Source organism: Variovorax sp. Soil_C_17, from assembly GCF_057657265.1.
In genome coordinates this window covers 1,707,056-1,719,439 of record NZ_JBDGIT010000001.1, presented here as the reverse complement: position 1 = coordinate 1,719,439, position 12,384 = coordinate 1,707,056, and the positions used below count along the sequence as shown (strand labels likewise).

10 protein-coding genes are annotated in these 12,384 nt (G+C 69.1%); all 10 read right to left on the bottom strand.

Features of this window, described 5'->3' with window-relative positions; genetic code table 11:
- Window positions 1-10 precede the first annotated feature (10 nt).
- The 10 genes from lpxC to mraY all read right to left on the bottom strand — a co-directional run bounded on the left by lpxC (window position 11) and on the right by mraY (window position 12,359).
- Window positions 11-934, bottom strand: a complete 924-nt coding sequence (gene lpxC, locus AC3A6Y_RS08320; RefSeq protein WP_487867713.1) for a UDP-3-O-acyl-N-acetylglucosamine deacetylase — start codon at window positions 932-934, stop codon at window positions 11-13.
- A gap of 80 nt (window positions 935-1,014) precedes the next feature.
- Window positions 1,015-2,220, bottom strand: a complete 1,206-nt coding sequence (gene ftsZ / locus AC3A6Y_RS08315) for a cell division protein FtsZ (RefSeq protein ID WP_106558530.1) — start codon at window positions 2,218-2,220, stop codon at window positions 1,015-1,017.
- 175 nt (window positions 2,221-2,395) lie between these two features.
- Window positions 2,396-3,625, bottom strand: a complete 1,230-nt coding sequence (gene ftsA, locus AC3A6Y_RS08310) for a cell division protein FtsA (RefSeq protein ID WP_162578612.1) — start codon at window positions 3,623-3,625, stop codon at window positions 2,396-2,398.
- A gap of 16 nt (window positions 3,626-3,641) precedes the next feature.
- Window positions 3,642-4,433 carry a cell division protein FtsQ/DivIB gene (locus AC3A6Y_RS08305; RefSeq protein WP_487867712.1) on the bottom strand — a complete coding sequence of 264 codons (792 nt, stop codon included), beginning with the start codon at window positions 4,431-4,433 and terminating at the stop codon, window positions 3,642-3,644.
- A gap of 91 nt (window positions 4,434-4,524) precedes the next feature.
- The gene (locus AC3A6Y_RS08300; RefSeq protein ID WP_487867711.1) at window positions 4,525-5,484 is read right to left on the bottom strand and encodes a D-alanine--D-alanine ligase; all 960 of its coding nucleotides are present in this window, start codon (window positions 5,482-5,484) and stop codon (window positions 4,525-4,527) included.
- Window positions 5,481-6,914: a UDP-N-acetylmuramate--L-alanine ligase gene (gene murC, locus AC3A6Y_RS08295; RefSeq protein WP_487867710.1), complete on the bottom strand. Its 1,434-nt coding sequence runs from the start codon at window positions 6,912-6,914 to the stop codon at window positions 5,481-5,483. The genes AC3A6Y_RS08300 and murC overlap by 4 nt, the downstream gene beginning before the upstream one ends.
- Window positions 6,911-7,972, bottom strand: coding sequence for an undecaprenyldiphospho-muramoylpentapeptide beta-N-acetylglucosaminyltransferase (murG, locus tag AC3A6Y_RS08290; protein WP_487867709.1), 1,062 nt, complete (start codon window positions 7,970-7,972; stop codon window positions 6,911-6,913). Before murG ends, murC begins: the two co-directional genes overlap by 4 nt.
- Window positions 7,973-8,009: 37 nt before the next feature.
- Entirely contained in the window at window positions 8,010-9,305 is a 1,296-nt protein-coding gene (gene ftsW, locus AC3A6Y_RS08285; protein WP_487867708.1) for a putative lipid II flippase FtsW, read from the bottom strand.
- Between the two features lie 118 nt (window positions 9,306-9,423).
- A complete protein-coding gene (gene murD, locus AC3A6Y_RS08280; RefSeq protein ID WP_487867707.1) occupies window positions 9,424-11,175 on the bottom strand; it encodes a UDP-N-acetylmuramoyl-L-alanine--D-glutamate ligase in 1,752 nt (583 codons plus the stop codon).
- A 5-nt stretch (window positions 11,176-11,180) separates the two neighbouring features.
- Window positions 11,181-12,359, bottom strand: a complete 1,179-nt coding sequence (gene mraY / locus AC3A6Y_RS08275; RefSeq protein ID WP_487867706.1) for a phospho-N-acetylmuramoyl-pentapeptide-transferase — start codon at window positions 12,357-12,359, stop codon at window positions 11,181-11,183.
- Window positions 12,360-12,384 lie beyond the last annotated feature (25 nt).

The window sequence follows — 12,384 nt, the reverse complement described above, 5'->3', positions numbered from 1 at the left end:
GGTCGCTTGCCTACCAGGCCCGCGCGACTTCGGCGAAGCCGGCCGGCGCCTGGCGCTGGTCGTCGAAGCTGACGATCTCGTAGGCGTCTTTCTGGGCCAGCAGCTCGCGCAGCAGCTTGTTGTTGAGCGCATGGCCGGAGCGGAAGGCGCTGTAGGCCGCGAGCAGCGGGCGGCCGATGACGTAGAGGTCGCCCATGGCGTCGAGGATCTTGTGCTTGACGAACTCGTCGTCGTAGCGCAGCCCGCCGGCATTGAGCACCTTGGTGTCGTCCATCACGATCGCGTTGTCGAGCCCGCCGCCCAGCGCCAATCCCTTGGAGCGCATGTACTCGACCTCCTTGGTGAAGCCGAAGGTGCGCGCGCGCGCGATGTCGCGGCTGTAGGAGCCCGAGCCCAGGTCGAACTCGAAGCGCTGGCCGCTGGCGTTGACCACGCGGTGGTCGAAGTCGATCTCGAAGCTCAGCTTGAAACCGTGGTAAGGCACCAGGCGCGCCCACTTGAGGTCGTGGCCCTCGCCCTCGCGCACCTCGACCGGCTTCGTGACCTTGATGAAGCGGCGCGGCGCATCCTGCAGCACGATGCCCGCGCTTTGCAGCAGGAACACGAAGGACGAGGCCGAGCCGTCGAGGATCGGCACCTCGTCGGCCGTGATGTCGATCTGCAGGTTGTCGATGCCCAGGCCCGCACAGGCCGACATCAGGTGCTCGACCGTCTGCACCTTGGCGCCGTTGGTGGACACGGTGGAGGCCAGCCGCGTGTCGGTCACGGCCTCGGCGCGCATGGGGATCTCCACCGGCTCGGGCAGGTCGACGCGGCGGAACACGATGCCCGCATCGATGGGCGCCGGCCTGAGCGTCAGCTCGACGCGCTGGCCGCTGTGCAGCCCCACGCCGACCGCGCGGGTGATGGATTTCAGGGTTCGTTGTTGGAGCACGGCAGCGATTTTAGGAGCGCGAGGCACCCGGCGCGCCGTGCGCCTCGCTATCTCCGCAATAGCCACCATGTTCAGGCCGTTCAGTCGGCTTGACGACGCAGGAAGGCGGGGATCTCGATGTCGTCCATCCCGCCCGTCGACAGCGCGTCCACCTTGGCGGCGGCCATGGTGCGGTTGGTGCGCCACACGCTGGGCACGGCCATGCCGTCGTAGTTGGGCTGGCTGGGGTGGCCCTGCACGGTGCCGCCGAGGGTCGGCACGCCGAACGGGATGTTGTCGGTGCCGGTGCGGATCACCTCCAGCGTCGGCGCCTGGCGGCGCGCGTCCTGGCGCGACAGGCCGGTGGCGACCACCGTCACGCGCATCTCGTCGCCCAGGCTGTCGTCGTAGGCGGCACCGTAGATCACGTGCGCGTCTTCCGCTGCGAAGGCGCGGATGGTGGTCATGGCCAGCTTCGATTCGCTCAGCTTCAGCGAGTTCTTCGATGCCGTCACCAGCACCAGCACGCCCTTGGCGCCCGAGAGGTCGATGCCTTCGAGCAGCGGGCAGGCCACGGCCTGTTCCGCGGCGATGCGCGCGCGGTCCGGGCCCGAGGCCGCGGCGGTGCCCATCATGGCCTTGCCCGGCTCGCCCATCACGGTGCGCACGTCCTCGAAGTCGACGTTCACGCCGCCGTACTCGTTGATGATCTCCGAGATCCCGCCCACTGCGTTCTTCAGCACGTCGTTGGCATGCGCGAAGGCTTCGTCCTGCGTGACGTCCTCGCCCAGCACGTCGAGCAGCTTCTCGTTGAGCACCACGATCAGCGAGTCGACGTTCGCCTCCAGCTCGGTCAGCCCGGCGTCGGCATTGGTCATGCGGCGGCCGCCTTCCCAGTCGAAGGGCTTGGTCACCACGCCCACGGTGAGGATGCCCATCTCCTTGGCCACGCGCGCGATCACCGGCGCCGCACCGGTGCCGGTGCCGCCGCCCATGCCGGCCGTGATGAACAGCATGTGGGCGCCGTTGATCGCGCCGCGGATGTCGTCGACCGCCGCTTCCGCCGCGTCGCGGCCCTTCTCGGGCTTGCTGCCGGCGCCCAGGCCGTTGGTGCCGAGCTGGATGGTCTTGTGCGCGTTGCTGCGCTGGAGCGCCTGCGCATCGGTGTTCGCGCAGATGAACTCGACGCCCTGGACGCGCCGCTCGATCATGTGCGAGACCGCGTTGCCGCCGCCGCCGCCCACGCCGATCACCTTGATCTGCGTGCCTTGGTTGAACTCTTCGATTTCGATCATTTCGATGGCCATTTCTGACTCCTTGAATTTGCAGTTGCCTTGCTTGTACGAATGTGTTGTTTTGAGGGTCACCGTCTGCCCTCCCGCGGCGGCCCGGTGCGCCGCCATCGCTCGTTGAAATGCCGGGGGGGACTCAGGGTCCGCTGGATCTGCGGACCGACGAGCCAAAGTGGTGTGCTGTCCATCATCAGAAGTTCCCCACGATGAAGTCCTTGAAGCGGCCGAAGGCGGTCTTTACGGAGCCGTTCTTCTGGGCGACCTTGAAGCCGCGCAGCCGTGCATAACGCGCCTCTTCCAGCAGGCCCATCACGGTCGCGGCGCGCGGCTGCGCGACCATGTCCGACAGCGCGCTCGAATACTTGGGGATGCCGCGGCGCACCGGCTTGAGGAAGATGTCCTCGCCCAGCTCGACCATGCCCGGCATCACCGCGCTGCCGCCGGTCAGCACCACGCCGGAGGACAGCACCTCCTCGTAGCCCGACTCGCGCACCACCTGCTGCACCAGCGAGAAGATTTCTTCCACCCGCGGCTCGATCACGCCGGCCAGCGCCTGCTTGCTGAGCATGCGCGGCCCGCGGTCGCCGAGCCCCGGCACCTCCACCTGCGTCTCGGGATCGGCCAGCAACTGCTTGGCATAGCCGTTCTCGACCTTGATGTCCTCGGCGTCCTTGGTGGGCGTGCGCAGCGCCATCGCGATGTCGCTGGTGATGAGGTCGCCGGCGATCGGGATCACCGCGGTGTGGCGAATCGCGCCGTTGGTGAAGATGGCGACGTCGGTGGTGCCGGCGCCGATGTCCACCAGCACCACGCCGAGCTCGCGCTCGTCCTCGGTCAGCACCGCCTGGCTGGAGGCGAGCGGGTTGAGCATCAGCTGGTCGACCTCCAGCCCGCAGCGGCGCACGCACTTGATGATGTTCTCGGCCGCGCTCTGGGCGCCGGTCACGATGTGGACCTTGGCCTCGAGCCGCATGCCGCTCATGCCGATCGGCTCCTTCACGTCCTGGCCGTCGATCACGAACTCCTGCGGCTCCACCAGCAGCAGGCGCTGGTCGCTGGAGATGTTGATCGCGCGCGCGGTCTCCACCACGCGGGCCACGTCGGCCTGCGTGACTTCCTTGTCCTTGACCGCCACCATGCCGCTCGAATTGATGCCGCGGATGTGGCTGCCCGTGATGCCGGTGTAGACGCGGCTGATCTTGCAGTCGGCCATCAGCTCCGCTTCCTTGAGCGCCTGCTGGATGCTCTGCACCGTGGCGTCGATGTTCACCACCACGCCGCGCTTGAGCCCGTTGCTGGGCGCGATGCCCAGCCCCGCCAGCTTGAGCTCGCCGGTGGGCAGGACCTCGGCCACCACCGCCATCACCTTGGCGGTGCCGATGTCGAGTCCGACGACCAGGTCTTTGTATTCCTTGGACATGAATTTCCTCTGCTCTCTATTTCTTCCTGGGCGGTGGCGGTTCTGTCGTGACCGTGGTGACGCCGCGCAGCCGCAGTGCATAGCCTTCGTGGTGGCGCAGGTCGGCGCCTTCGACGGCGGAGACGCTGCGCCCGTACTGTCTGGCGACCGGCGCCACAGTGACCAGGAAGCGCTGCGTGCGGGCCGCCACTTCCTCGCTGCGGCCCCGGCCCAGCTCGAGCACCGCCCCGCTGTCGAGCACGACGCTCCAGCTGCCGCGGCTCGACAGCTTCAGCTGATCGATCGCCAGTTCGTAGGGCGAAAACAGCGGCTGCAGCACGCGGTACATGCCCAGCACCTGGCCGGCCTGCTCGGGCGGGCCTCCGAGGCGCGGCAGGTCGTCGTCCACCTCGGCGACGTTGGCATCGAAGACCTCGCCGAAGCCGTTGATCAGCCGCGAATCGGCCTCGTCGCCCCAGTGCGCCACCGGCACATGCTCGGTCAGCGTCGCGCGCAGCTTGTTGGGGAACTCGCGCCGCACCACCGCCTTGCGCACCCAGGGCACGGATTCGAAGGCCGCCCGCGCCTTCGCCAGGTCGACGGTGAAGAAGTTGCCGGCCAGCTGCGGCGCGACGTTGGCGCGCAGCGTGACCGCGTTGTTGTGCGTGACCTCGCCGTCCACCTTGATGCCGGCGAGCGGGAAGAAGGGCTGGCGCAGCACCCACCAGGCCCCCGCCGCCAGCAGCACGAGCGCGAACAACGCGTACACCAGGGTCGCGGTCACGTTCATGAGCTTGACGTCGAAGGGCACGTGGACGCTATCGGCCATCAGATCTCCCCCAGGCTGTGCCGCTGCGCGGCTCCGCCACCCCCATCGCAAGCGAGGGGGCGAGCACCTTCGGGCGGCCGGGCGGTGCTCATCAGACCTCCGCCCTCGAATCCAGCGTGGCGGAAGCCAGCACGCGCAAGCACAAGTCCTCATAGGAGATGCCGGCAGCGCGCGCCGACATGGGCACCAGCGAGTGGCTCGTCATGCCCGGCGAGGTGTTCATCTCCAGCAGGAAAGGCTTGCGGTCGCTGGCGCGGATCATCAGGTCGGCGCGGCCCCAGCCGCGGCAGCCGAGCTGGTGGTAGGCCGCCAGCGAGATGCGCCGGATCTCATGCTCCTCGGCCTCCGGCAGGCCGCTCGGGCAGTGGTACTTCACGTCGTCGGTGAAGTACTTGTTCTGGTAGTCGTAGGCGCCCTCCGGCGCGGCGATGCGCACCACCGGCAGCGCCTGCGCGTTCAGGCCGTTGCCCAGCACGGCGCAGGTGACTTCCTCGCCTTCGATGAACTCCTCGCACAGCACGTCGGTGTCGTAGCCGACGGCAAGCGTCACGGCATCCTGCATCTCGGAATAGCCCATGACCTTGGTCACGCCGATGGAAGAGCCCTCGCGCGGCGGCTTGACGATCAGGGGCAGGCCCAGCACGTCGGGCACGGCCATGACCTGCTCGCGGCTCTGCTGGTCGAAGGCCAGGCGCACATAGCGTGGCGTCGGCAGGCCGTCGGCCTGCCAGATGCGCTTGGTCATGACCTTGTCCATGGCCACGGCCGAGGCCATCACGCCCGAGCCGGTGTAGGGGATGCCCAGCAGCTCCAGCGCGCCCTGCACCGTGCCGTCCTCGCCGTGGCGGCCGTGCAGCACCACGAAGCAGCGCGCGAAGCCCTCGTGCTTGAGCTCGACGAGCTCGCGCTCGGCCGGGTCGAAGGCATGCGCATCGACGCCGCGCGAGCGCAGCGCCTCGAGCACGCCGGTGCCCGACATGATGGAAATCTCTCGCTCGGCCGACGTGCCGCCGAACAGCACCGCGACCTTGCCGAAGTCTTGCGGGTTCACAGGGACCTCCCTGAAGAAGAAACCGAACCGCCCAGCTCGACCACCTTGGCCGGCACGGCGCCGATGGAGCCGGCGCCCATGCAGATCACGACGTCGCCGTCGTGCGCGTTGTCCAGGATCGCCTGCGGCATGGCGGCGATGTCGTCGACGAAGACCGGCTCGAGCTTGCCAGCGACGCGGATCGCCCGCGCCAGCGAGCGGCCGTCGGCCGCCACGATGCGCGCTTCGCCGGCGGCGTAGACCTCGCCGAGCAGCACGGCATCGGCGCCGCCGATGACCTTGACGAAGTCCTCGAAGCAGTCGCGCGTGCGGGTGTAGCGGTGCGGCTGGAAGGCCAGCACCAGGCGCCGGCCCGGGAAGGCGCCGCGCGCGGCGGCAATGGTGGCCGCCATCTCGACCGGGTGGTGGCCGTAGTCGTCGATCAGCGTGAAGCTGCCCAGGCCGTGGGCGCCGCGCAGCTTGACGTCGCCATAGCGCTGGAAGCGCCGGCCCACGCCCTTGAAGTCGGCCAGGCCGCGCTGCACCGCCTCGTCGGGCACGTTGAGCTCGACCGCCACCGCGATCACCGCCAGCGCGTTGCGCACGTTGTGCTCGCCCGGCAGGTTGAGGACGATGTCCAGGTCGGGCAAGGTGACGCCGTTGCGCCGCTGCGCGGTGAAGTGCATCTGCTGGCCGACCGCGCGCACGTTCACGGCGCGCACCTGCGCATCCTCCCCGAAGCCGTAGCTGGTGACCGGGCACGAGACCTCGGTCACGATCTCGCGCACCGCCGGGTCATCGGTGCACAGGATCGCCACGCCGTAGAAGGGCATCCGGTGCAGGAAGTCGACGAAGGCTTTTTTCAGCTTCGCGAAGTCGTGCCCGTAGGTCTCCATGTGGTCGGCGTCGATGTTCGTGACCACGGCCATGACCGGCAGCAGGTTCAGGAAGGAGGCGTCGGATTCGTCGGCCTCCACCACGATGTAGTCGCCGCTGCCCAGCTGCGCATTGGCGCCGGCGCTATTGAGCCGGCCGCCGATGACGAAGGTCGGGTCCAGGCCCGCGGCAGCGAGGACGCTGGCCACCAGGCTGGTGGTGGTGGTCTTGCCGTGCGTGCCGGCGATCGCGATGCCCTGCTTGAGCCGCATCAGCTCGGCCAGCATCAGCGCGCGCGGAACCACGGGAATGCGCTTCTCGCGCGCCGCCACCACCTCGGGGTTGTCGCCCTGCACGGCGGTGGAGGTGACGACCGCGTCGGCCCCCGCGATGTGGGCCGCGTCGTGGCCGACGAAGGTGCCGATGCCCAGCCCCGCGAGCCGCTTGAGCGTGGCGCTGTCGGCCAGGTCGGAGCCCGTGATCTTGTAGCCCAGGTTGAGCAGCACCTCGGCGATGCCGCTCATGCCGGAGCCGCCCACGCCTACGAAGTGGATATGGCGGATGGCGTGCTTCATTTGGCCAACTCCTCGCAAGCGCGCACCATCGCCTCGACGGCCTCGGTCTTCTGCATCGTCTTGGCCTTCACGGCGCGTTCCATGAGCGCGGGGCGCCCGGTTTTCTGTAGCAAATCGGCCAGCAATTCGGGAGTCAGTTCTGTTTGTTGAACGAGCCAGCCCCCGCCCGCGTCGACGAGGAAGCGGGCGTTGGTGGTCTGGTGGTCGTCCACGGCGGAAGGGAAAGGCACGAACAGCGCAGCTGCGCCGACGGCCGCGATCTCGGTGACGGTGCTCGCGCCGGCGCGCGCGACGATCAGGTCGGCGTCGGCGTAGGCGCGTGCGGTGTCTTCGATGAAGGGGGTGAGCTCGCCCTCGACGCCGGCGGCGGCGTAGTTGGCGCGCAGTTCGTCGATCTGCTTGGCGCCGCTCTGGTGCAAGACGCTCGGGCGCTGCTCGGGCGCGATGCGCGCCAGCGCCTTGGGCACCACGGCATTGAGCGCCTTCGCGCCCAGGCTGCCACCCACCACCAGCAGCTTGAGCGGGCCGCTGCGGCCGGCGAAGCGCGTGGCCGGGTCGGGCTGCGACACGAAGGCAGCGCGCAGCGGATTGCCGATCCACTGGGCCTTCTTCATCACGTTCGGGAAGGCGGTGAAGACGCGGTCGGCCACGCCGGCCAGGATCTTGTTGGCGAGCCCGGCCACCGAGTTCTGCTCGTGCAGCACCAGCGGCTTGTTGAGCAGCACGCTCATCATGCCGCCCGGGAAGGTGATGTAGCCGCCCAGGCCCAGCACCACGTCGGGCCGCACCCGGCGCACCACGGCCAGGCTCTGCCAGAAGGCGCGGAGCAGGCGCATGGGCAGCAGCGCCAGGGTGACGGGCCCCTTGCCGCGCACACCGCCGAACTGCACGGGCTCGAAGGCGAAGCCGCGCGGCGGCACCAGCTTTTCTTCCATGCTGCCGGGCGCGCCGAGCCAGTGCACGCGCCAGCCGCGATCGCGCAAAGCCTCGGCCACGGCCAGGCCAGGGAAGATGTGGCCGCCCGTGCCGCCCGCCATGACGAGTGCGGTCCTGCTCATCGGTCGGCCCCCACGCTCGGCACTGGTGTGTCCTCGCTCATACGCGGCCTCCGCGCATGAGAACCCGGTTCTCGTAGTCGATGCGCAGCACGAGCGCCAGGGCGATCACGTTCATCAGGATGGCCGAGCCGCCGAAGCTCATCAGCGGCAGCGTCAGCCCCTTGGTCGGCAGCGCGCCCAGGTTCACGCCCATGTTGATGAAGGCCTGGAAGCCGATCCAGATGCCCACCCCTTGCGCCACCAGCCCGGCGAACACGCGGTCCAGCGCGATGGCCTGGCGGCCGATGTGCATGATGCGGCGGGTCAGCCAGAGGAACAGGCCGATGGCCAGCAGCACGCCGACCAGGCCGAACTCCTCGCCGATCACCGCCATCAGGAAGTCGGTGTGGGCCTCCGGCAGCCAGTGCAGCTTCTCGACGCTGCCGCCCAGGCCGACGCCGAAGATCTCGCCGCGGCCGATCGCGATCAGCGAATGCGAGAGCTGGTAGCCCTTGCCCAGCGCATGCTCCTCGCTCCACGGATCGAGGTAGGCGAAGATGCGCTCGCGCCGCCAGGGGCTGCTGGCCACGATGGTGCCGAAAGCCACCACCACCAGCGCCGCGATGAGGAAGAACATGCGGGCGTTGACGCCGCCCAGGAACAGGATGCCCATTGCGATCACGGCGATCACCATGAAGGCGCCCATGTCGGGCTCGGCCATCACCAGCATGCCGACCACCACCACCGCCACGCCCATCGGCAGCACGGCGCGGAAGAAGCGCTCCTTGATTTCCATCTTGCGCACCATGTAGCTGGCGGCGTAGAGGATCATCGCGAGCTTGGCCAGCTCCGAGGGCTGGAAGCGCATGAAGCCCATCGGCAGCCAGCGGCGCGCGCCGTTGACGTTGATGCCGATGTGCGGAATGAGCACCGCAACCAGCAGCAGCAGCGAGGCCACGAAGAGCCAGGGCGCGGCGCGCTCCCAGGCCTGCATGGGCACCTGGAAGGCGAGCAGCGCCGCCACGAAGGCGATCACGACCGAAGCGATGTGCCGCGTGAGGAAGTAGCTGGCGCTGTAGCCGGCACGTGCGAAGCGCGGGTTGTCGGGCAGCGCGATCGAGGCCGAGTACACCATCACCAGCCCCCAGGCCAGCAGCGCGACCGTGACCCAGGCCAACGCCTGGTCGAAGCCCAGCACGCGCACCGGTGCGGCCTTGGTCTGCGTCATGCCGGCATTGCCCAGGCGCACCGGCAGGTGCATGGGCAAGGCGTCCATGCTGGTCTTGGCGCGGCTGAACCAGCCCTCCCAGAAGCGGGGGCTCTTGTTGGGGGTGGCGGCGGCGGTCGAGCTCAATGGATGACCTCCGCCCCGCGGGCTGCGGTGCTATTCGCCTTCGGAGCGGCCGTGCGGCTCACTGGAGTACCTTCGCCTTCGGCTGCGGTGCCATTCGCCTTCGGAGCGGCCGTGCGGCTCATACGCCCTCTCCGTTCGGCATGACCGTATCGGCGCCGTCGTCACGCGGCGACTCGGCCCAGTCCTGCACGGCTTCGCAGAACACGGCGGCGCGGTGCGCGTAGTCCTTGAACATGTCGAAGCTGGCGCAGGCCGGCGAGAGCAGCACGGCGTCGCCGGGGTGGGCCCGGCGTGCCGCGGCCTTCACCGCGTCTTCCATCGAGGCGGCGTGCAGCAGCGGGACGCCGGTGGCGGCGAGCGCGGCTTCGATCAGCGGTGCGTCGCGGCCGATCAGCACCACGGCGCGCGCGTACTGGCGCACGGGTGCCGCCAGCGGCGCGAAGTCCTGCCCCTTGCCTTCGCCGCCGAGGATCACCACCACGCGGCGCTCCTCGCCCAGGCCGCTCAGCGCCGCGACGGTCGCGCCGACGTTGGTGCCCTTGCTGTCGTCGAAGAACTCGACCTCGTCCACGATGGTGACCGGCTCCACGCGGTGCGACTCGCCGCGGTATTCGCGCAGTCCATAGAGCATGGGCCCGAGCTGGCAGCCCGCCGCAGTGGCGAGCGCGAGCGCCGCCAGCGCATTGAGCGCGTTGTGCCGGCCGCGGATGCGCAGGGCATCGGCGGGCATCAGGCGCTGGATGTGGATCTCTTCCTCCTCGAGCGCGGCGCCTCGCTTGCGCTTCTGCGTCTCGTCGGCCTCCAGGGCGCGTACCAGCCAGGCCATGCCGTGGACCCGCTCGATGCCGTAGTCGCCCGGACGCAGGGGCATGCCGGCGCCGAAGGTCAGGACGGTGCGGGGCGACTGGCCCTTGGCCAGCTTGACGGGCGCAGGCTTCATCGCCATCACGGCCTCGTCCTCGCGGTTCAGCACCATGATGCTTTTTGCACCGAAGATGCGCGCCTTGGCGGCGGCATACGCGGCCATGTCGCCGTGCCAGTCGAGGTGGTCCTGCGTCACGTTGAGCACGGTCGCGGCGGTCGGCTCGAAGCCCTGCACGCCGTCGAGCTGGAAGCTGGAGAGCTCGAGCACCCACACTTCGGGCAGCGTGCCGGCATCGATGTGCGCGGCGAGCGTGTCCAGCAGGGTGGGCCCGATGTTGCCGGCCACCGCCACCGTCTTGCCCGCGCGCGCGACCAGCTGGCCGGTCAGCGCGGTGACGGTGGTCTTGCCGTTGGTGCCGGTCACGGCCAGCACGGCGGGCCGGTAGCCCTGGGGCGCCGCCGGAGCGGGCACGGGCGCAGGCGCCGGGGCCTCGGCATCGTCGTCGTCTTCGACCGCTGCGGACTCCGGCCCGGGGGCGAGTTGCGGCTCGTTGGCGGCCGGCGCTTCCTCTTGCGACAGCTGCGCTTCGGGCGTTTCGGACTCGGCTGGCGGCAGCGCCTCCGGCTCGGCCGCCGGCGCCGCTTCCTCGGCATGCTCGACCACGCGCAGGTCGGCCAGCGCGTGCGCGAAGAGGTCCAGCTCGCCGCCCACCGGCAAGCCCACGGCCTTCGCGGCGTCCACCACGACAGCCACCGAAGCCGGCGACAAGCCCGGCGAGCGATACACCGCCCGCACCGCCGTGCCTTCGACCAGCGCGGCCGTGAAGGGGCCGCCGACGAAGACCGCATCGGGCAGCTCGGCACGCAGGGCTTCGAGCTGCGGCGGGGCTTCGCGCGTGTCGGCCACCGTGAGCTTTGCTCCATGGCGGGCGCACCAGCGCGCCATCGCCAGGCCCGAGGCACCCAGCCCCAGGATCAGCACGTGTTGGTCTTGAAGATGCCGCATGGATGTCACCGCAGCTTCAAGGTCGACAGGCCCACCAGGCACAGCAGCATGGTGATGATCCAGAAGCGCACCACGACCTGCGTCTCGCGCCAGCCGCTCTTCTCGAAGTGGTGGTGCAGCGGCGCCATCTTGAGCACGCGCCGTCCCTCGCCGAAGCGCTTCTTGGTGTACTTGAAGTAGGCCACCTGCGCCATCACGGAGATCGCCTCGACCACGAAGATGCCGCCCATGACGAAGAACACGATCTCCTGGCGCACGATGATCGCGATGGTGCCGAGCGCGCCACCCAGCGCGAGCGCGCCCACGTCGCCCATGAAGACCTGCGCCGGATGGGTGTTGAACCAGAGAAAGGCCAGGCCGGCGCCGGCCATTGCCGAGCAGAACACCAGCAGCTCGCCCGAACCCGGGATGTGCGGGAACAGCAGGTAGCGCGAATAGACGGCGCTGCCCGTCACGTAGGCGAACACGCCCAGCGCAGAGCCGACCATCACCACCGGCATGATCGCCAGCCCGTCGAGGCCGTCGGTCAGGTTCACCGCGTTGCTGGCGCCCACGATCACCAGGTAGGTCAGGATCACGAAGCCGATGCCGCCGAGCGGATAGCTCACTTCCTTGAAGAACGGCACCAGCAGGTTGATCTTGGGCGGGAAGTCCAGTGCGAAGCCCGAGCCCACCCAGGCGTAGAACAGCTCGAGCACGCGCCAGTTGGAGCTTTCGGAAATGCTGAAGAGCAGGTAGACGGCCGCGACGAGGCCGACCACCGACTGCCAGATGTACTTCTCGCGCGAGCGCATGCCCTCGGGGTCTTTTCTCACCACCTTGCGCCAGTCATCCACCCAGCCGATGGCGCCGAAGCCCAGCGTGACCCACAGCACGATCCAGACGAAGCGGTTCGACAGGTCGAACCACAGGAGCGTCGCGAAGGCGATCGAGAACAGCACCAGCACGCCGCCCATGGTGGGCGTGCCGCTCTTGCTCAGGTGCGTCTCCATGGCGTAGCCGCGCACCGGCTGGCCGATCTTGAGCGCGGCGAGCCGGCGGATCACGTAGGGCCCGGCACCCAGGCCGAGCAGCAGCGCACTCAGCGCCGCCATCAGCGCACGAAAGGTGAGGTACTGGAAGACACGCAGGAAGCCCAGCTCCGGCGAAAGGGTCTGCAGCCATTGGGCAAGACTCATCAGCATGATGCGAACGTGCGCGGCGCATGGA